Below are 18,734 nucleotides of genomic sequence, written 5' to 3'. Positions count from 1 at the left end.
CTTTTTTTAACTTTGAAGGACATTGAAATCTGGATTTCCCGTGCTATACTAATAACATTCTAATAGCATTCACTCATATAATCGCAGGGATATGGCCTGCAAGTTTCTACCGATTTACCGTAAATAAATCGACTATGGGCAGCAACGGATTGAAAGGGTCGTACTCCTTAAAGGGGGTATGCCTCCTTTTCTTTTCCATTCGGCAAATAAGCTCGAATGACCTTGCTCCACTCATGGTTTGAATGGATGCACGGTCAACGGGCTTATTTTTATTGGCTCTTGATCGTGAAAACGAGAAGGAGGAATAGTATTTTGAAATTATTAAAAGATAAAATTGTACAAGACGGTAAAGTGTTATCCAATCAGGTGTTAAAAGTAGATTCATTTTTGAACCATCAGATAGATCCGCCTCTTATGCAGGCAGTAGGGGAAGAATTTGCAACGCGATTTGAAGATGCAGGAATCACAAAAATCCTAACGATTGAGTCGTCAGGTATTGCTCCTTCAATGATGGCGGGTTTGATATTACATGTCCCGGTAATCTTTGCACGCAAACGGAAGTCACTAACGTTAGTGGATCATCTGTACACTGCGAGTGTTCATTCATTTACAAAAAACGAAACGAATGACATTTCCGTTTCGAAAGATTTTATTACAAAAGAAGATACGGTTTTAATTATTGATGACTTTCTTGCGAATGGACAAGCTGTGCTTGGGTTACTTGATATCATCGAGCAGGCTGGAGCGAAGTTGGCGGGTGTAGGTATTGTTATTGAAAAAGGATTCCAACCAGGCGGTGCGCTCATCCGTGAACGCGGCATCCGAGTAGAGTCACTGGCAAATATTGCTTCACTCGAAAACGGAGAAGTAGCGTTTTTTGAGGAGGCACAAAACAGGTGAGCAATCCACTTAAGTCAACTGCTTTAGGTCTCCAACACGTTTTGGCGATGTATGCGGGGGCAGTCCTCGTACCGTTAATTGTCGGGGATGCATTGGGCCTAACTTCTACACAATTGACTTATCTTGTTTCAATCGACATTTTAATGTGTGGGATTGCGACAATATTACAAATTATGAATAACCGTTTCTTCGGAATTGGATTACCGGTCGTATTAGGCTGTTCTTTCACTGCAGTCGGGCCGATGATTGCAATTGGGGTTGAGTCGGATGTCTCCGCTATTTACGGAGCAATCATTGTATCGGGTCTTTTTGTCATCGTTATTAGCCGATTTTTCGGTAAGCTTGTCCGATTCTTTCCGCCTGTCGTGACGGGCTCAGTGGTTACAATAATTGGTATTACTCTGATTCCAGTCGCCATTAATAATATGGGCGGCGGGCAAGGTGCGAGTGATTTTGGATCGTTGTCGAATATAGCATTGTCATTCGGTACCTTGCTTTTTATACTCCTCGTTTTTAAATTTTCGACTGGTTTCATGCGAGCTATTTCCATTTTACTTGGTTTAGGTGTAGGGACCGTTGCCGCAACATTTATGGGGAAAGTTGACTTTTCGGCTGTTCGGGAAGCATCCTATTTCCACATGGTAGAACCTTTTTACTTTGGGATGCCGACCTTTGAATGGCCAGCTATCGCGACAATGATTCTTGTTGCAATGGTATCCCTTGTTGAATCAACAGGCGTTTACTTTGCGCTAGGTGATATTTGTGAGCGGGATATAAAGAAAAAAGATCTTGAAAAAGGTTATCGTGCGGAAGGGATTGCCGTTTTACTAGGTGGTATTTTCAATGCATTTCCTTATACGACGTTTTCACAAAATGTCGGCTTAATTCAAATGTCAGGTGTCAGATCACGAAAAATTATTTTAATCGCGGGTATTATGTTGATTACGCTCGGTTTTGTTCCTAAAATCGCAGCTTTCACAACAATTATTCCAAATGCTGTTTTAGGTGGCGCGATGATTGCAATGTTCGGAATGGTCGTTTCCCAAGGAATTAAAATGTTGAGTAAAATTATTACGGATTCCCAAGAGAATTCAATGATTATTGCTTGTTCAATCGGTATAGGGCTTGGTGTGACTGTTGTACCTGAGCTTTTCGCACAATTCCCAACAGGTCTTAAAATTTTAACGAGTAATGGCATTGTCGCAGGAAGTGTAACTGCAATTGTGTTGAATATCTTATTTAATATGTTGCCTTCGAAAAAGAAGGAACCTGTTCAGTTATCTGAACAGGAAGTTTAATTAGATACGCAATTAGCTCGTTCCAAAATCTTGGAACGGGCTTTTTGATTGGGATTTTCTTGCTTTTTGTTGAAAAATTCATTTTGTCGAATTAAGAAAGAGTAAATGTCGAAAAGTTGTGGAATACTAAGACCATAATCATTTTGAATAAATAGTTTTTCCTGTTTTTCGCACAATTCATTTACTTATTTCATTTCGTTTGATAAACTCATTTAGTTGTCTGACGTCATACGTTTAAATGAAGTTTTACATAGTATGAATTGACGTATTAATAACAAAATTATAAATGGAAAAATTCCGTTTAAAGAGGTGTACTAGTTGAATTTATTGTGGGGGCTTTTAGGGATAGTGGTCGTGTTAGGAATTGCATTTCTTTTCTCTAATGGAAAGAAATCGATTAATTACCGGACTATCGTTGTTGGTTTAATCATACAAGTGACGTTTGCATTTGTAGTTCTGAAATGGGAAGCGGGTAGAGCCGGGTTAATTTGGTTTTCGGGACTCGTTCAAAATGTCATTGATTATGCAGGAGAGGGCGTTGCATTTCTTTTCGGCCCAGCAGCAGATGTTGAAGGATTCGGTTTCGTCTTTGCGTTCCAAGTGTTGACAATTATCATTTTCTTTTCATCCTTGATTTCCGTTTTATATTATCTGGGAATTATGCAGATGATCATTAAACTGATTGGTGGTGCTTTGTCGAAGCTGCTCGGTACAAGTAAGGCGGAATCAGTATCTTCGGCAGCGAATATCTTTGTCGGACAAACGGAAGCGCCACTTGTCATTCGACCGTTTTTGGCAAATATGACAAAGTCAGAGCTTTTTGCGGTTATGACAGGCGGACTTGCATCTGTTGCCGGTTCAGTTCTTGCGGGTTATGCTCTTTTGGGTGTTCCGCTTGAGTATTTGATTGCGGCAAGTTTCATGGCTGCTCCAGCAGGGTTAATAATGGCTAAAATATTTATACCTGAAACGGAAAAGTCGGAAGTCGCCGAATTTGAGATGGAAAAGGATCAGGAATCTGTGAACGTCATTGATGCAGCAGCTCGTGGGGCAGGAGATGGATTAAAACTTGCCCTTAACGTCGGTGCAATGCTACTGGCATTCATTGCGCTTATCGCTTTAATGAATGGAATGTTAGGTGGACTCGGGAAATTGGTTGGTTTTGAGTCTTTGACGGTTGAGGGGATTTTGGGCGTTCTATTTGCACCGCTCGCTTTCGCTATTGGTGTTCCTTGGACTGAGGCAGTTACAGCAGGAGGATTCATCGGTCAGAAGCTTGTGTTGAATGAGTTTGTTGCGTATGCGTCATTCGCTCCGGAAATTGCATCACTCAGTCCTAAAACAGTTATCGTCGTGAGCTTTGCACTCTGTGGATTTGCGAACTTAAGTTCACTGGCGATTCTTCTTGGCGGATTAGGTTCTCTAGCACCTAGTCGTCGCCCTGACATTGCAAAACTTGGCATTCGCTCAGTGGCAGCAGGAATGTTAGCTTCGTTATTGAGTGCTGCAATCGCTGGAATGTTCATTTGAAACTAAAACTTTGAACCCCAAAAAGGACTGGACGGCTACTATGCCATCTAGTCCTTTTTGGGGTATGTGCTACTGCAGATGTTCTAATTAACCGTCGCTACCATCTTCGATATGGTCGTCATCTTTCTTATCATCAACGACACCATCGCCATCATCCTCAATATCTGCATCCAAATCTACATCTGTATCCGTACCATCATCAGTATCCAAATCTACATTAGTATCCGTGCCATCATCAGGAGTGACATCTTCTACAGGTTTGTTAACATCTACGTCAACATCATCATCCTTGTCACCACAAGCAGCGAGCATTCCAACTGATAGTAATGTTGCCGCTCCGAGCTTCAACCATTTTTTTTCACCATTAAGTTTTAAATCCATTTCAATCTCCTCCAATAAGTTTGTCTAAGTTGAATGATGCATGTTCTTGTAATACCCGGATTTGAACCTGTTAATCATTTTATTTTTTAGATAGAAGAAAAGAGCGTGGTGATAATAATCTTGCTTCATATCTTGTTAATTTCGTGGACTCGCTGGAATTCGTATGGTTACCGTTGTGCCTACTCCCTGTTATGGATAATGAAAGATTTAAAGCGTCGACTCACGAAGAATTTATTGTCTTTAATGGCCTGGATGAACAATATGTATCCGGCAGGTAACTTCCCGGGTGCTAGAAAAATCCAACGTATTATTAAGGACATTAGTATTTCATCATGTTCATTGAATGGATCAATGTATTCTGTTATAAAAGAAGATTTTAAATTAAGAGGTTTAAACATTGGTAGCGTTAGGGAACCATTGGAGTCGGTATCCGTAGGGGATTTGGAGAAAATTGAAGTGATTAAAGGTATGATTGATAAGACCAACTTGAAAATCTAATGCCATGTTAAAATGAACGAATAGGCGGTGTATAAATGAAACCAATTGTATTGAATTCAGAAACAGTGCTAGGCGCTATATCACTCGAAAAAAGCGGAGAGTTCATCGTACCTTGGAGAATTTTTCACGAAGAAAGGGATTTTTATACGCCAAATCAACTGAACGGACTAGCGGAAGTACCTGCCGGTGTTCGACTAACATTTGTAACAAATTCATCAAAAATAAAACTGGAATTTGCGGCGTCTGAAACTGAATTAGAATTCGACCTTGTGATTGATAGGGAATTCGTGAAAACAATAATTGTGAGCCCTAAGGAAATGTCTTTTACAGTGGATAGTCTTTTAACAAGAAATAAACTTGTTGAAATTTACTTATCACAACAACAAAAAGTTGCCTTAAGGAATGTTTATATTACTAAAGATGCGGAGTGGAGCAATTGCTCATCTTTACGAAAAAAGTGGCTTGCCTATGGAAGCTCCATCACTCAATGCCATGCCGCGGAAAGCCCTTCAAAAACATGGCCAGCTATCACTGCAGTAGAATTGGATTTGGATTTAACTTGTTTAGGATTCAGCGGGCAATGTCAGTATGAACCAATGATTGCAAGAACGATCAGGGATACGCCTATTGACTTCATATCCCTCTGTGCGGGAATAAATATATACGGTGCAAACAGTTACAATGAACGAACATTTCAAGCGAATATCATTGGATTTATAAAAATTATTCGCGAAAAACATACATCTGTACCAATTGTTTTAAGCTCGCCCATATACGGGGCATTTAGAGAAGAAACCCCTAATCTAGCTGGTTTTACGCTGGTTGAGATGAGACGACAAGTGCAAGAAATTGTAGAGATATTTAGAAAAAATGGTGATGATCAACTATTCTATGTGAATGGCTTGGCTATTCTGAGTGAATCCCATGCGGACTTATTACCCGACGATCTTCATCCGAATGCAGAAGGCTATAAGTTGATGGGGCATCATTTTGCCAATGAATTTAAAGCCTATTTTAAATAGGTGGTACAGCTAATGGAGGTGTGTTCAGGTGAAAACTAAAGCAGAAATTTTAACGTCAATAAAAAATGGACTTATCGTTTCGTGTCAGGCACTTCCAGAAGAACCATTGTACAGTCCATTTATCATGGGGAGAATGGCATTTGCTGCGATGAAGGGAGGAGCCGTGGGAATTAGAGCGAATAGTGTTGAAGATATAAGAGAGATAAAGAAAACTGTAGATTTACCGATCATTGGAATTATTAAAAGGGTTTACGAGGGATTTGAAGTATTTATCACACCGACTTCAAAAGAGATAGACCTACTTAATCAAGAGGGCGTGGACATTATTGCGATAGATGCAACTAAAAGAATAAGGCCAGATGGTAAGATCATAAGCGAAGTTTTCCCGGCGATTCGTAAGAAATATACTAATCAACTGTTCATGGCTGATTGCTCAACTTATGAAGAAGCGAAAGACGCATATGCATTGGGATTTGATTGCTTAGGAACAACACTTAGTGGTTATACAGAACATACACAAGGGACGAGATTGCCGGATATTAAGTTGATTGAAAGGCTAGTAAGGGATTTTCCTATTCCTATTATCGCAGAAGGTGGTATTTGGACACCGGAACAGCTTAAGCGAGTGTTTGAATTAGGGGCCTACTCAGCAGTTGTAGGAACAGCAATCACAAGACCGATGGATATTACGAAAAGGTTTGTTGAAGCTATTAAATGAGGGTGGAGTAAGAATTCCTCGTAGTCTAGCTACATGTCCATTAACAGAATCAATAAATGCTTCGATTTAGTTAATTTTAATTTTCCCTTCAAAAGATAAATCCATCATTTTTTTACGAATTGCCATTCCAATCGTTTTAGCGATAATTAAAGCGTGCTTTCTTTTACTCTCTGATGCAAGGTATTACTCTTTAGAATTCTATATAAGTTGAAAATATGAATAGCTATATAAACTGAGCGAAGAACTTTCCGAGGGGGAACCGTAGCGAATTCATAGCAAATAGAATTGATTGCAAGGAACGTTCGTTCTATAATGAGGGTTAGTATAAACGGGGGTGTGTTAATGTTGAGACCTATCCTTTCAAAGGATATAAGCATTCAAGAATTTGGTGATTTTTATTGGCTGAAAGAAGAGTTGCAATTATTTTGTCGCGACAATGGTATAAGTGCATCAGGCTCAAAAGTAGAGATCTCAAATAGAATCAAAATATTTCTACAAACAGGAGAGATAGAAAAGTTATCGAGATATGTCAAGAGTAAGACGAAATCCCGGAAACAAGATACATTGAGTCTGAATACAGTTATTACCGAAAATCATCGTTGTAGTCAAGAAGTAAGAGCCTTTTTCAAGGCAGTAATTCATGCTAACTTTCATTTCTCTACCTATATTCAAAATTACTTTAAAAATAATAATGGGAAGACGTACCGTGATGTTATCCAAGCTTGGCATGAAGAAGAGCAACGAAAGAAAGATCCATCCTATCAAAAGGAAATTGCTCCTCAATTTGAATATAATCAATTTACCCGTGACTATTTTGCGGATCCCAACAATATAGGGAGAAGTCGTGAAGAAGCGATTGAAGCCTGGAATGCTATTAAGAAATTACCGGGGAGTAATAAATATCACTCTAGAAATTGAGCGGATTATGAATGATAACTTCTAATTTATAGACAGAAAAACGAGACGATCACCAGTATGGTGAACCGTCTATTTTTTTGTGTATAGATGACATTTGTCACCCTACAATCATGACTAAGTCTACTGATACGAAATTTATGAATGGCATACAATGAAACTACTACTTGCGGGGGTGAATTAGTGGAATATACAGTTGAAATAAAAGAGCTGACAAAGATATTTAAAGGGAAAAAGGCGGTTGATAACGTTTCTTTTTCAATTAAGCGTGGTGAAATCGTGGCCATTCTTGGACCGAATGGAGCTGGGAAAAGTACGACGATGTTAATGATGCTTGGACTCTTACAACCTACAATTGGAGGATCGAAGCTCTTTAACTCAGATGCGAAGGAAAAGAAAGTCCGTGAAAGAATCGGGGTTATGTTGCAGGAAGTCAGTCTAATGGATGGTTTGAAAGTTAAGGAGATTATCCGTTTGTTCAGAAGCTATTACCCAAAACCATTGTCTATTGAGAAGTTGGTTAGTTTGACTGGACTAAGTGAAGCGGATTTAAACAAGCGAACCGACAAGCTGTCTGGCGGGCAAAAGCGCAGAGTTGGATTCGCTCTGGCACTTGCGGGAGATCCAGATTTATTATTTTTCGATGAACCGACAGTTGGGATGGATATATCGGCTCGTAAAGTGTTTTGGGAAACTGTGAAAGAACTAGCTGCCAATGGGAAAACCATTATATTCTCCACGCATTATTTACAGGAAGCTGATGATGTTGCAGGTCGAATTATTTTATTTAACAAAGGCAAGGTCGTTGCAGATGGGAAGCCGGAAGATCTTAAAGGCAATTTGTTAAAACAGTCGGTGTCGTTCGTTGCTGACCGTCCATTTTCGACAGAAATATTTTTGCGATTGCCTCAAGTGTCCAATGTATATGATCAGGGAGACAGGACGTTCATTATCACGAGTGATACAGATTCGATCCTATCTAAAATCTTCTCTGAACAACTGATTGTCCATGATATAGCGATTGAAAAAGGACGCCTTGAAGAAGCATTTGAGCAGCTGACGGTTGTGCAAAAGGAGGCGATGTAAATGACGGTTTTTATTAACCAATGCAAAGCTGAGATGTATCGAATGTTCCGTAATCCGTACTTTATTTTTTGGTCACTGTTTATGCCGATTGTTTTTTATGTCATTTTCACGAAAGTTGTCAATACAGGAATGATTGATAAAGCTCTGTGGGATGCCCATTTTTTAATGTCTGTGACGACATTTAGTGTCATGGGAAGTGCGATTATGACGTTGGGTATCCGTTTGGTGCAGGAGCGTGCAGAAGGTTGGACGACATTCATGAAAGTAACCCCGTTATCCAGTTTGCAGTATTCTATCGCGAAAATGATAGGGCAGTCTATCGTCCATGTATTTTCGATTGTCGTCATTTTTATAGCGGGTGTGCTGTTGAATGGCGTTTCACTTACCGCTTTTGAATGGATCATGTGCGGTTGTTGGATTTTACTTGGATCGCTCCCTTTTCTGGGGATTGGTGTATTGATAGGGACTATGAAACGGGTAGATACAGCTAGTGGGGTCAGCAATGTTCTCTATATGTTGCTTGCGATAACAGGAGGAATGTGGATGCCGATGGAAGTCCTGCCAAAAATGGTTCAAGCAATCAGTATATGGCTTCCGGCTTATAATTATGGGAATGGGGCATGGGAAATCATCCGTGGAGGTGTGCCGGAATTAAAAAATATTGTAATTTTGGTAGGTTATCTCATTTTATTCATGGTATTATCATCGTATATACGAAGGAGACAGGAAGCGGTGTAGTGATGAGGCATTTTCAGTTCTTCCCGAAAAAGTATGGCTTTTTCCCATATGTTTTCTTATGTTATTTACTCATGCCACTTATTCATGTCCTAAATGAAACGGGATTTAAGGCAGTAATAGGCTATAGCTTATTATTGCTTTTTCTACTTACTTATAGGCAGTTATACCATACAATAGCTAAAAAGAGCTTTTCTTATTGGTTAACTTTACAAGTTGGAATTATTATGATTTTAAGTATCGGTTACAATCCATATAATTTATTTATGGGTTTTTTCCCATCAAACTTTATTGGCTGGTATAGCAATAAAAAACAATTTAATCGTGCATTGACATCCTTTGCATCAGCCGTTATTTTAACCGTGATGATTTTATCGTATCTGGGTACGGTGTCCGATCTCTTTTTCTTTCTACCTTTTCTCGTCGTAATGATCGGAGCTCCATTCGGTATACGTTCGATGAGTGAGAAGGTGGAATTAGAACAACAGTTGGACCAGGCCAATGAACAAATTAAGGATTTCATTAAGCGGGAGGAAAGGGTTCGAATCGCCCGGGATTTGCATGATACGTTAGGACATACCTTGTCGCTGATTACATTACAAAGCCAGCTCGTTCAACGAATTGCCGAAAAGCAACCAGAACGCGTAACAGCCGAAGCGAAAGAAATCGAAATGACTGCACGATCTGCACTTCAGCAAGTGAGGGAGCTCGTCTCTGATATGCGAACAATCACAATAGCTGAGGAACTATGGGATATGGAACAAATATTGAAGGCAGCGGGCATTCAATTTCATATGGAAGAGGAAACTGAACTACCGAGTCTCCCGCCTTTACAGCAAAATATTTTAGGGATGTGCCTTCGCGAAGCCGTAACCAATATCGTAAAACATAGCAAAGCGGAAAATTGTTTTGTAACCTTCGGGAATACAAGAGCGGATTTTACCATTTCCGTAAGAGACGACGGGGTAGGCGTCTGTAATAATTATGAAGGTAATGGATTGTCGGGGATGCGAGAGCGGCTGGCACTCATCGAAGGAAAGCTTTCAATTGAATCGGGATTAGGTACTACAGTTGCGATGGCAGTGCCGGTAATTGTTAAAGAGGAGGTGGTTGTCCTATGATACGCATTGTCATTGCTGAGGATCAAAGGATTCTGAGAGGGGCTCTTGGCGCATTGCTCGATTTTGAAGAGGATATGGAAGTCGTCGGACAGGCGGAAAATGGTGAAGAAGCGATGAAGCTTATCAGCTATCAGCAACCTGATATTTGTCTAATGGATATTGAAATGCCTTTGAAAAGCGGCTTGGAAGTGGCAGCTGAATTAAAGCGGAGCGGTTCCTCTTGCAAGGTAATCATGTTAACGACCTTTGCAAGACCCGGTTATTTCGAACGAGCGGTTAAGGCGGGGGTCCACGGCTATCTATTGAAAGATGGATCCATTGATGACCTTGCGGAATCGATTCGGAGAGTAATGAGGGGGAAACATGAGTTTGCTTCTGAACTAATCATCAATACATATCATGAGGATAACCCGCTTACAGGGCGCGAACAAGACGTTTTAAAACTAGCTAAAGAAGGTAAAACATCAAAAGAAATTTCAGCACAATTATTTTTATCCGCGGGAACGGTTCGAAACTATATGTCCGAAATACTTCAAAAGTTGGAATCAAAAAATAAAATCGAAGCGATCAAAACAGCTGAGGAGAAGGGATGGATTTAAAAGTGGGAAAGTCCATATACGCCTTTATTGTGTGAAACTGGTATGTAATTATATGGTCAACAGTATATAAAATTTCATAAGGAGGTAAAGATGGATAAAATACTTAAGGATTTCGAAAAAACAATTGATGAAATTTCGATTTTAAAAGAAGTACATAATTCGCTACTTCTTGAACCTGTTCGTGAAGGAAGATGGTCTATTAGAGAAATTGTTGGTCATCTATACTACTGGGATAAATACAATTTGGAAAAAATGGTTCCCAAAATGTCTAAAGGAGCTAGTTTACCGCCATTTCCAGACCATGACCAACATAATAAAGAAGCCATATCGTATCTTACAAACCAATCAGTAGAATCTATCATCAATAGTTTTATAAATACACGACAAGAACTAATTGAAAGCATGTTGAAGATAGATAGCGACATTAGATTTACGGTAGGAAACAGTAAGCGGCAATTCTCAGGAGAAAGTTTTATAAAAACATTTCTTAAACATGATATACACCATTTAGAACAAATTAATGAGAAGTTAAACGTAGATATGTTGAAATAAAGAATCCCATTGAATCTGCTGTGGAACTCACTAATGAGAGAGTTGTAAATATGAGAGGGGATTGTAGAACACTTGACGCTTTGGGGATGCATTTGCCGCGCCCGCGCTAGAATGTTCGTTAAAGAGAGAAATGTGATTTTGAGATGTATATACCGAGATTATAAGGTGATTACTAGTTGATATTAATTATAGACAAGAAAGACGCACTCCAGGTTGCAGATTTCATCACAGCTAATGAAATGCTCTTTCTCACATAGGACATCCACAAAGCGCCGTAGCGGTATTAGGAGGAATTTTAATTATTTCCAAGTATTAGGTTTTTTAAGTGACCTCCTAAAAGGCATTCGTATATGCCAGATTCATTTGACAGATAAGAATTGCAAGTACAACTTGGCTATGTGGTTGCAATTGACCCTTGGTTTGTTCTATATAGATATGAAGTAGTTTGGTTTCGTATATAAAACCTTGTTGAAGTAGAGAGTATTTTAGTTTAATAAAAACAATAGACCAAGCAATATTTCGCTTGGTCTATTGTTTGGGTATTTTTTAGTCGGCATTATTACAGACGATGTTCTTTGTAACTATGCATTTTTGTGATATTTCGTAGCTCATCGATTACGCTACTATCTATTTTATTTTCATATGCAATAATCGAATCAAGGAGTTGTTCTGATGAACTTGCACCAACTAAAGCAGAAGCGACGGTTTTTTCGCGAAGGACAAAAGCGATAGCTGCTGAATGCAAGTTATCCGCTACCTCATTGAGTGCTTTGACTGTGTGTTTTAGCTCCCCTGCATCATACTCGACAAATCCATTCGCTTTTTCAACTCTCGACAAACCTTCCGAAGTTAAAAATCCTTTAGCAATCGTTCCACGCGTAATGACAGAAGCCCCTGAATCGTTAATCATTGGAAACCATTCTTCCGGTCGTCGGTCAAGCAGATTGTATTGCATCATGACAGAGACAGCCGAACTAGTGTCCAAGAATCGCTTAATAACAGTTGGACGAATCGAAGAAATACCATATTGACGGATTAGACCATCTTTTTTTAAGCTTTCAAATGCATCGATGGTTTCCTCCACTTTGTCCTCCATTGTTCCGCCATGAAGCTGATAAACATCGATATAATCTGTATCGAGGCGTGTTAGACTTTTTTTGACGGCTTCCATAATATGCGCTTTTGAAGAATCCCATGTCCATCCCTCACCGTCCGGGTTCATTTTGTTGCCCGCTTTCGTTGCGAGGATTATATCATTCCGTTTCCCCTTCAGTGCGAAGCCTAACAGTTCTTCGTTTCTGCCGTTGTCATATAAATCAGCTGTATCAAAGTAATTAATGCCCGCGTGGATTGCGGCATCGATGATATTTTTCGATTCAGCTAAATCATTCGGTAGCGACATGCAGCCTAGTCCGATTTCAGAAACGTAAATCCCGCTTTTCCCTAACTCTCTTTTCTCCATGAAAGCACCCCCTGTTTTGTTCTCGTCTAGTCAATTATAAAATCTCGTACGTGGATATGTTATTACATAGAGATTTCACGTCTAGACTCCGGGCGCCAAATGCTCGGGTCATAAGTCAGCCCGGCTATGCAGCAAAAAACGCCGCGTCGCCGATCCGTCTTATGCCTGTCGCATTTATGCAGGCGCCCTGCGCTTTTGTTCATGGTACAATGTCGTCATAGGAAATTCTAGAAGAAAGGGTTGAATAGATTGGATAAATACGAAGAAAAGACCATTTCAGGTGAAACGCTTTATGAAGGAAAGGTCATTACACTGCGAGTTGAGGAAGTGGAGTTGCCGGATGGCAAGAAAGCGACACGTGAATTAATCAAACATCCGGGGGCGGTTTCGATCATTCCGGTTACTGCTGACGGAAAAATTGTTCTTGTTGAACAATATAGAAAAGCGCTGGAACGTACACTCATCGAAATACCAGCAGGCAAGATTGATCCCGGAGAGGCACCTGAAGTGACAGCGGTCCGTGAGCTAGAAGAGGAAACGGGGTATGGTGCGAAAGAATTCACTTATATTCAATCTTTTGCTACATCGCCTGGTTTTGCAGATGAAGTAATTCATATGTATTTAGCACAAGATCTTTATAAAATCGAAAATCCTGCTGCAGGAGATGAAGATGAATTCATAGAATTGTTAGAAGTGACGCTTGAAGAGGCCGAAAAAATGGTTGTGTCGGGGGAAATTTACGATGCAAAAACCGCATTCGCTGTACTCTATGCAAAAAACCTTTTAACAAAGTGACCTAATTTGGAGCGGACAAGCATATGTTAAATAAACTATGCGGAGGTGCAGCTATGGTCCGTTCTTTATCGTTCATCCATTTATTCGTCATTCTGGCAATCGGTTATATTGGAGGAGCTCTCTTGTTCCGTGAGATGCCTGCGACTTCGGTAGAGAGGATAGTGACATTTTACGATGCGCGAGTCGTTCTGGGACATGATGCAGGTTATATTAGACCTGTAGGTACTGCAGTCTTGTTTTTCGTTCTGGCATACGCGCTTGCGATGTATAGAAGAACACAGTTTGCCGTGTTATTTTTTGGTGCCGTGAAATGTGTTCTTTTCGGCTTGTCCTCTTCCTATTTACTGGCTTCAGGTACGAAAATGATGGCTTATTCAATTTGGTGGTTTCCGTTTCAGTTTTTAATTTGTTTTTTGTTTCTTGTGTATTGCGCCGTTCTAAGCCCGCCTTACTTTATGCGTACGACACTCGGAAAGCGATCCAACACACGTGCATTACCCGCGATTATCGGAATGGCAACTGCAGTACTTGCGATCGAAATTATCGTCTTTCAATTCATTCTAAACTAGAATATTTTCCCCTCTAATTAACAACTCGCTCCCTTTCTGTTGTCATAAGGAAAGCCCATTTGTTATAATGGAGATAGTTTGAGGGGGGCGTCGTATGGAGAGCCGAATCGATCGGATAAAAAAACAATTGCATGGGGCCAGCTACAAGCTGACACCTCAGCGCGAAGCGACGGTTTTGGTCCTCCTTGAGCATGAGGAAGATCATCTGAGTGCTGAAGATGTATTTTTGCTAGTCAAAGAGAAAGCACCGGAAATCGGGCTTGCTACAGTGTATCGCACGCTGGAATTGCTGACAGATCTTAAAGTAGTCGATAAAATTAACTTTGGTGACGGTGTATCGAGATATGATCTGCGGCAGGAAGGCGCTGCCCATTTTCATCATCATCTAATATGTATCGAATGTGGAGCGGTGGATGAAATTCAAGAGGATCTTCTCGGCGATGTCGAAAAGATTGTTGAAAGCCGCTTTGAATTCGCTATTAAAGACCATTGGTTGACGTTTCACGGTATTTGCAAAAGATGTAAATCCGATGCGGATGATAGTGAAGAATGAAAAAAGGGATGGCATAATGCTGTCCCTTTTGTCGTTGACTGCAAACCTGCGATTACCGAGAGGGGGAAGGGGTTTGTTCCAATTGAAAACTGATGCAAACTTTTTGGCTGCCACCCGTTTGTTATGAAAGATGTACGATTTGCACTTGAAGACTACCTGCATTTTTTAAAAGTGGAGCGGCAGCTGTCGGGAAACACACTCATTTCATACAAGAGGGATCTCGAGGAATATATGGACTATATGAAACAAGAAGGTTATGAAACGATAGATGATGTTGATCGCCCTGCCATAGTGAGCCATTTACAACGGTTGAAAGAAGGCGGGAAATCGGCCAGGACAGTGTCTAGACATATTTCATCAATCCGTTCGTTTCATCAGTTTCTTCTTCGGGAAAAAGTAACGACCCAAGATCCAACTGTCCATTTGGAATTGCCGAAACTTGAACAAAAATTACCACGTGTTTTATCGATGGATGAAGTAGACAGACTGATTGAGATTCCGGATCGCTCGAAACCGCAGGGTGTTAGGGATCATGCGTTACTTGAAATTTTATACGGGACAGGTATGCGTGTAAGTGAACTGATTGGGCTTGATATGGATGATATCCACCTTTCAATGGGATTCGTACGTGTATTCGGAAAAGGTGGAAAAGAGAGGATTATCCCTCTTGGCGGGAAGTCGATTGAGGCGTGTAAACGCTACATTGAGGAAGCGCGACCGAGTTTCATCGCAAAACAAAAAGGTGCTGAAGCATTATTTGTCAATATGAGGGGTACAAGGCTAACAAGACAGGGATGTTGGAAACTGTTGAAGGGACATGCGTTGAATGCGGGTATACAAAAAGAGCTGACACCTCATATATTGCGTCATACTTTCGCTACCCACCTTATTGAGAACGGGGCAGATCTCCGCGCAGTACAGGAAATGCTTGGTCATGCAGATATTTCTACAACCCAAATTTATACACACGTCAGCCGTTCAAGGTTGAAAGAGGTCTATGTAAAGTTTCATCCAAGAGCATAGAATTCTACAGAAATGCTTATTCTTAAGGAGGATTAACTTATGGGAAAAGAACAATTTAAACGCGTCCATCTAATCGTGCTCGACTCTGTGGGCATCGGAGAATCACCAGATGCTTCTATTTTTGGCGATGAAGGTGCACATACACTGGGGCATATCGGCGAAGCAATGGGAGGTCTGCATATGCCGAACATGGGCAAACTAGGCCTCTCTAATATTAATGAAATCAAGGGGATTGCGATTGCGGATGAGCCATCGGCGTTGTTTGGCAAAATGCAGGAAGCTTCCGTTGGGAAAGATACGATGACAGGGCATTGGGAAATAATGGGTCTTAATATTGACAAGCCTTTCAAAGTCTATCCAAACGGTTTCCCGCAACAACTGATTGAAGAATTGGAACAGCGCATTGGTCGTAAAGTGATTGGCAATAAACCGGCCAGCGGTACTGCAATTCTTGATGAACTTGGTCAAGAACATATGGAGACGGGGGCTATTATCGTCTATACGTCCGCGGATCCCGTTTTACAAATCGCCGCGCATGAGGGCATCATTCCAATTGAGGAACAATACCGGATCTGTGAAATTGCCCGTGAGCTAACGATGAAACCGGAGTTTTTAGTCGGCCGTGTCATTGCACGTCCGTTCGTTGGCGAACCAGGCAACTTCACACGGACAACAAACCGCCATGACTATGCACTGAAACCATTCGGCCGTACAGTGATGAATGAGATGGCGGATGCAGGTTATGAGGTTATCGCCATCGGCAAAATTGCTGACATTTACAATGGTGAAGGAATAACAGAATCAGTTCGGACTGTAAGTAATATGGATGGTGTCGACAAACTATTAGCTGTTATGAAAAAAGATTTCACAGGCCTTAGCTTTACAAATCTGGTCGATTTTGATGCGTTATTTGGGCATCGGAGAGATCCGCTTGGTTATGGCAATGCCCTCCAAGAATTTGATGTAAGGCTTGAAGAAATCATGGGTGAATTGCGTGAAGATGATTTGTTGATCCTTACAGCGGATCATGGCAATGACCCCGTACACGAAGGAACGGATCATACGCGGGAATATGTTCCCCTCCTTGTTTATTCGCCTTCTTTTAAAAGTGGCGGCGAAATGCCTCAGAATGAAACATTTTCAGATATTGGCGCTACAATTGCAGAAAATTTCAATGTTAAAATGCCTGAATTCGGTAAGAGTTTCTTGAATTTATTAGCAGAAAAGGTGTGATGAAGTTGTTTAGAATGGTCGATGTAATTGAGAAAAAACGCAACGGTGAGGCACTAACGAAAGAAGAAATTACGTTTTTCGTGAACGGTTATACAGATGGATCGATTCCTGATTATCAAGCGAGTGCGTTTCTTATGGCAATCTATTTCAAAGGAATGACTGCTGAAGAACAGGGATATTTGACGATGGCGATGGTCGAATCTGGCGATCAGATCGACTTATCCGCAATCGAAGGCATTAAAGTTGATAAACATTCAACAGGCGGAGTTGGAGATACGACGACATTAATCCTAGTTCCTCTCGTCGCGGCGTGCGGCGTTCCTGTCGCGAAAATGAGTGGCAGGGGGCTTGGCCATACCGGAGGGACACTCGACAAGCTCGAGGCTATTGAAGGGTTCCATATCGAATTGACTGAAGAGCAGTTTGTGAAGCAAGTGAATGATTTAAAATTAGCAGTCATTGGTCAAAGTGGAAACTTAACACCTGCCGATAAAAAACTCTACTCTTTGCGCGATGTGACGGCTACTGTTGATAGTATCCCGCTCATTGCCAGTTCGATTATGAGCAAGAAAATTGCTGCAGGCGCAGATGCGATTGTTCTCGATGTAAAAACGGGCGATGGTGCGTTCATGAAAACAGAAGCAGATGCAAGGGCACTAGCACATTCGATGGTGGCAATCGGTAAACAAGTAGGTAGAAATACACAGGCGGTCATTTCTGATATGAGCCAGCCTTTAGGATTTGCAATTGGAAACTCGCTTGAAGTGATTGAAGCGATTGAGACGCTAAAAGGGAATGGTCCAGAAGATTTGACGGAACTATGTCTTGTTCTTGGCAGCAAAATGATTGTCGTAGGCGGAAAAGCGGATTCAGTCGATGAAGCTCGTGACCTGCTAAAAGCAGTTATTGCTGATGGTTCAGCACTTGAATTGTTTGGTAAACTGATCGAAGCGCAAGGCGGCAATGGGGCAATCATCCATGATACATCGCTATTGCCAACAGCGAAATACCAAATCGAAGTACCGGCACTGTCATCGGGGTATGTAACGAAGATGGAAGCAGATGATATTGGTGTTGCTGCAATGTTGTTAGGAGCGGGCAGAGCTACAAAAGATGATGAAATCGATCTTGCTGTCGGTATTGTGCTGACTAAAAAAATCGGAGATGCTGTGCAAGAAGGAGAAGCACTTGCCATTATCCATTCGAATACTGAAAATGTAGAGCAATCCATGAAACTGATTCAGAAACATATATCCATAGGAAAAGAAGCAGTGGAAAGTCCGCGCCTCATAGGTGAAATGATTACGAATTAAGATTAATTAAAGAGTAAAGCTATCCTGTCACCGATATGAAATCGGGGTGATAGGATAGCTTTTTTAAATTAGAGAACCGCGGTTTAACCGCTCATATCCTCACGCACTCCGCTCATACCCGCCACCCAACCGCTCATATCCCCACGCACACCGATCGCATCCGCCGCCCAACCGCTCATATCCCCACGCACACCGCTCATACCCGCCGCCCAACCGCTCATATCCCCACGCACACCGCTCATACCCGCCGCTCAACCGATCGTATCCCCGCGCGACCCGCTCGATCATACCCGCCACCCAACCGCTCATATCCCCGCACAACGACCATAACCCCACTCCAACCGACCATATTCTCACCCCAACCCATCAAATCTACAATTTTTTTCAGCGAGTGTGTAAAACGTTTGGAAAACGTACATACTTTTATCAGA

At 41.2% G+C, this 18,734-nt stretch carries 22 protein-coding genes and 1 riboswitch; of the genes, 18 read left to right on the top strand and 4 right to left on the bottom strand.

Going from position 1 to position 18,734, the window contains the following annotated elements; translation table 11 throughout:
* Nucleotides 1-53 precede the first annotated feature (53 nt).
* Nucleotides 54-155: riboswitch (purine riboswitch) on the top strand.
* Between the two features lie 157 nt (nt 156-312).
* From MKZ11_RS20230 to MKZ11_RS20220, 3 genes are all read left to right on the top strand, one after another.
* Nucleotides 313-900: a xanthine phosphoribosyltransferase gene (locus MKZ11_RS20230; RefSeq protein ID WP_340796155.1), complete on the top strand. Its 588-nt coding sequence runs from the start codon at nt 313-315 to the stop codon at nt 898-900.
* Nucleotides 897-2,198, top strand: coding sequence for a nucleobase:cation symporter-2 family protein (locus MKZ11_RS20225; RefSeq protein ID WP_340796154.1), 1,302 nt, complete (start codon nt 897-899; stop codon nt 2,196-2,198). Before MKZ11_RS20230 ends, MKZ11_RS20225 begins: the two co-directional genes overlap by 4 nt.
* Before the next feature lie 318 nt (nt 2,199-2,516).
* Nucleotides 2,517-3,728, top strand: coding sequence for a NupC/NupG family nucleoside CNT transporter (locus tag MKZ11_RS20220; RefSeq protein ID WP_340796153.1), 1,212 nt, complete (start codon nt 2,517-2,519; stop codon nt 3,726-3,728).
* An 87-nt stretch (nt 3,729-3,815) separates the two neighbouring features.
* Here the strand turns inward: MKZ11_RS20220 and MKZ11_RS20215 are convergent, their stop codons facing one another.
* Nucleotides 3,816-4,076, bottom strand: coding sequence for a DNA primase (locus MKZ11_RS20215; protein ID WP_340796152.1), 261 nt, complete (start codon nt 4,074-4,076; stop codon nt 3,816-3,818).
* Nucleotides 4,077-4,352: 276 nt separating this feature from the next.
* On the opposite strand from MKZ11_RS20215, the gene MKZ11_RS20210 reads away from it, so the two are divergent.
* The 9 genes from MKZ11_RS20210 to MKZ11_RS20170 all read left to right on the top strand — a co-directional run bounded on the left by MKZ11_RS20210 (nt 4,353) and on the right by MKZ11_RS20170 (nt 11,355).
* On the top strand, nt 4,353-4,607 hold the full coding sequence (locus MKZ11_RS20210) for a hypothetical protein (RefSeq protein ID WP_340796151.1): 255 nt from the start codon (nt 4,353-4,355) through the stop codon (nt 4,605-4,607).
* Nucleotides 4,608-4,642: 35 nt separating this feature from the next.
* Complete coding sequence (locus tag MKZ11_RS20205; RefSeq protein WP_340796150.1) at nt 4,643-5,629, top strand: SGNH/GDSL hydrolase family protein; 987 nt, start codon at nt 4,643-4,645, stop codon at nt 5,627-5,629.
* Between the two features lie 28 nt (nt 5,630-5,657).
* Nucleotides 5,658-6,347, top strand: a complete 690-nt coding sequence (locus tag MKZ11_RS20200; RefSeq protein WP_340796149.1) for an N-acetylmannosamine-6-phosphate 2-epimerase — start codon at nt 5,658-5,660, stop codon at nt 6,345-6,347.
* A 345-nt stretch (nt 6,348-6,692) separates the two neighbouring features.
* Nucleotides 6,693-7,265 carry a DUF6434 domain-containing protein gene (locus tag MKZ11_RS20195; protein ID WP_340797064.1) on the top strand — a complete coding sequence of 191 codons (573 nt, stop codon included), beginning with the start codon at nt 6,693-6,695 and terminating at the stop codon, nt 7,263-7,265.
* 180 nt (nt 7,266-7,445) lie between these two features.
* Nucleotides 7,446-8,348 (top strand): ABC transporter ATP-binding protein, encoded by a 903-nt coding sequence (locus MKZ11_RS20190; RefSeq protein ID WP_445327059.1) that lies wholly within the window; start codon nt 7,446-7,448, stop codon nt 8,346-8,348.
* Nucleotides 8,349-9,086 (top strand): ABC transporter permease, encoded by a 738-nt coding sequence (locus MKZ11_RS20185; protein WP_340796147.1) that lies wholly within the window; start codon nt 8,349-8,351, stop codon nt 9,084-9,086. It abuts the gene before it with no gap.
* On the top strand, nt 9,086-10,204 hold the full coding sequence (locus tag MKZ11_RS20180; RefSeq protein WP_445327010.1) for a sensor histidine kinase: 1,119 nt from the start codon (nt 9,086-9,088) through the stop codon (nt 10,202-10,204). Before MKZ11_RS20185 ends, MKZ11_RS20180 begins: the two co-directional genes overlap by 1 nt.
* A complete protein-coding gene (locus MKZ11_RS20175) occupies nt 10,201-10,803 on the top strand; it encodes a response regulator transcription factor (protein WP_340796146.1) in 603 nt (200 codons plus the stop codon). Before MKZ11_RS20180 ends, MKZ11_RS20175 begins: the two co-directional genes overlap by 4 nt.
* Nucleotides 10,804-10,893: 90 nt before the next feature.
* A complete protein-coding gene (locus MKZ11_RS20170; protein ID WP_340796145.1) occupies nt 10,894-11,355 on the top strand; it encodes a DinB family protein in 462 nt (153 codons plus the stop codon).
* A 559-nt stretch (nt 11,356-11,914) separates the two neighbouring features.
* Here MKZ11_RS20170 and MKZ11_RS20165 read toward each other — a convergent pair.
* Nucleotides 11,915-12,817 (bottom strand): aldo/keto reductase, encoded by a 903-nt coding sequence (locus MKZ11_RS20165; RefSeq protein WP_340796144.1) that lies wholly within the window; start codon nt 12,815-12,817, stop codon nt 11,915-11,917.
* Between the two features lie 249 nt (nt 12,818-13,066).
* Here MKZ11_RS20165 and MKZ11_RS20160 point away from each other — a divergent pair, with 249 nt between their 5' ends.
* The 6 genes from MKZ11_RS20160 to MKZ11_RS20135 all read left to right on the top strand — a co-directional run bounded on the left by MKZ11_RS20160 (nt 13,067) and on the right by MKZ11_RS20135 (nt 18,303).
* Entirely contained in the window at nt 13,067-13,612 is a 546-nt protein-coding gene (locus MKZ11_RS20160) for an NUDIX hydrolase (protein WP_340796143.1), read from the top strand.
* A 23-nt stretch (nt 13,613-13,635) separates the two neighbouring features.
* Nucleotides 13,636-14,181, top strand: a complete 546-nt coding sequence (locus MKZ11_RS20155; RefSeq protein WP_340796142.1) for a hypothetical protein — start codon at nt 13,636-13,638, stop codon at nt 14,179-14,181.
* Between the two features lie 94 nt (nt 14,182-14,275).
* Entirely contained in the window at nt 14,276-14,734 is a 459-nt protein-coding gene (gene fur, locus MKZ11_RS20150) for a ferric iron uptake transcriptional regulator (RefSeq protein ID WP_340796141.1), read from the top strand.
* A 123-nt stretch (nt 14,735-14,857) separates the two neighbouring features.
* On the top strand, nt 14,858-15,757 hold the full coding sequence (gene xerD / locus MKZ11_RS20145) for a site-specific tyrosine recombinase XerD (protein ID WP_340796140.1): 900 nt from the start codon (nt 14,858-14,860) through the stop codon (nt 15,755-15,757).
* Nucleotides 15,758-15,796: 39 nt separating this feature from the next.
* Nucleotides 15,797-16,990: a phosphopentomutase gene (deoB, locus tag MKZ11_RS20140; RefSeq protein ID WP_340796139.1), complete on the top strand. Its 1,194-nt coding sequence runs from the start codon at nt 15,797-15,799 to the stop codon at nt 16,988-16,990.
* On the top strand, nt 16,990-18,303 hold the full coding sequence (locus MKZ11_RS20135) for a pyrimidine-nucleoside phosphorylase (RefSeq protein ID WP_340796138.1): 1,314 nt from the start codon (nt 16,990-16,992) through the stop codon (nt 18,301-18,303). The genes deoB and MKZ11_RS20135 overlap by 1 nt, the downstream gene beginning before the upstream one ends.
* Nucleotides 18,304-18,386: 83 nt before the next feature.
* On the opposite strand, the gene MKZ11_RS20130 is transcribed toward MKZ11_RS20135, so the two are convergent.
* Together MKZ11_RS20130 and MKZ11_RS20125 are read right to left on the bottom strand one after the other, a co-directional pair.
* On the bottom strand, nt 18,387-18,545 hold the full coding sequence (locus tag MKZ11_RS20130; RefSeq protein ID WP_340796137.1) for a hypothetical protein: 159 nt from the start codon (nt 18,543-18,545) through the stop codon (nt 18,387-18,389).
* A complete protein-coding gene (locus MKZ11_RS20125) occupies nt 18,542-18,673 on the bottom strand; it encodes a hypothetical protein (RefSeq protein WP_340796136.1) in 132 nt (43 codons plus the stop codon). The genes MKZ11_RS20130 and MKZ11_RS20125 overlap by 4 nt, the downstream gene beginning before the upstream one ends.
* Nucleotides 18,674-18,734: the final 61 nt, after the last annotated feature.

The organism is Sporosarcina sp. FSL K6-1508 (assembly GCF_038007465.1).
GTDB classification, from domain to species: domain Bacteria; phylum Bacillota; class Bacilli; order Bacillales_A; family Planococcaceae; genus Sporosarcina; species Sporosarcina psychrophila_B.
This window is presented reverse-complemented; position numbering and strand designations above follow the sequence as displayed.

Coding starts and splice junctions, on each gene's coding strand:
- MKZ11_RS20175 (WP_340796146.1), top strand. CDS start 10,201: ATGATACGCATTGTCATTGCTGAGGATCAAAGGATTCTGAGAGGGGCT.
- deoB (WP_340796139.1), top strand. CDS start 15,797: ATGGGAAAAGAACAATTTAAACGCGTCCATCTAATCGTGCTCGACTCT.
- MKZ11_RS20135 (WP_340796138.1), top strand. CDS start 16,990: ATGAAGTTGTTTAGAATGGTCGATGTAATTGAGAAAAAACGCAACGGT.
- MKZ11_RS20170 (WP_340796145.1), top strand. CDS start 10,894: ATGGATAAAATACTTAAGGATTTCGAAAAAACAATTGATGAAATTTCG.
- xerD (WP_340796140.1), top strand. CDS start 14,858: ATGAAAGATGTACGATTTGCACTTGAAGACTACCTGCATTTTTTAAAA.
- MKZ11_RS20130 (WP_340796137.1), bottom strand. CDS start 18,545: ATGAGCGGTGTGCGTGGGGATATGAGCGGTTGGGCGGCGGGTATGAGC.
- fur (WP_340796141.1), top strand. CDS start 14,276: ATGGAGAGCCGAATCGATCGGATAAAAAAACAATTGCATGGGGCCAGC.
- MKZ11_RS20165 (WP_340796144.1), bottom strand. CDS start 12,817: ATGGAGAAAAGAGAGTTAGGGAAAAGCGGGATTTACGTTTCTGAAATC.
- MKZ11_RS20155 (WP_340796142.1), top strand. CDS start 13,636: ATGTTAAATAAACTATGCGGAGGTGCAGCTATGGTCCGTTCTTTATCG.
- MKZ11_RS20210 (WP_340796151.1), top strand. CDS start 4,353: ATGGCCTGGATGAACAATATGTATCCGGCAGGTAACTTCCCGGGTGCT.
- MKZ11_RS20185 (WP_340796147.1), top strand. CDS start 8,349: ATGACGGTTTTTATTAACCAATGCAAAGCTGAGATGTATCGAATGTTC.
- MKZ11_RS20205 (WP_340796150.1), top strand. CDS start 4,643: ATGAAACCAATTGTATTGAATTCAGAAACAGTGCTAGGCGCTATATCA.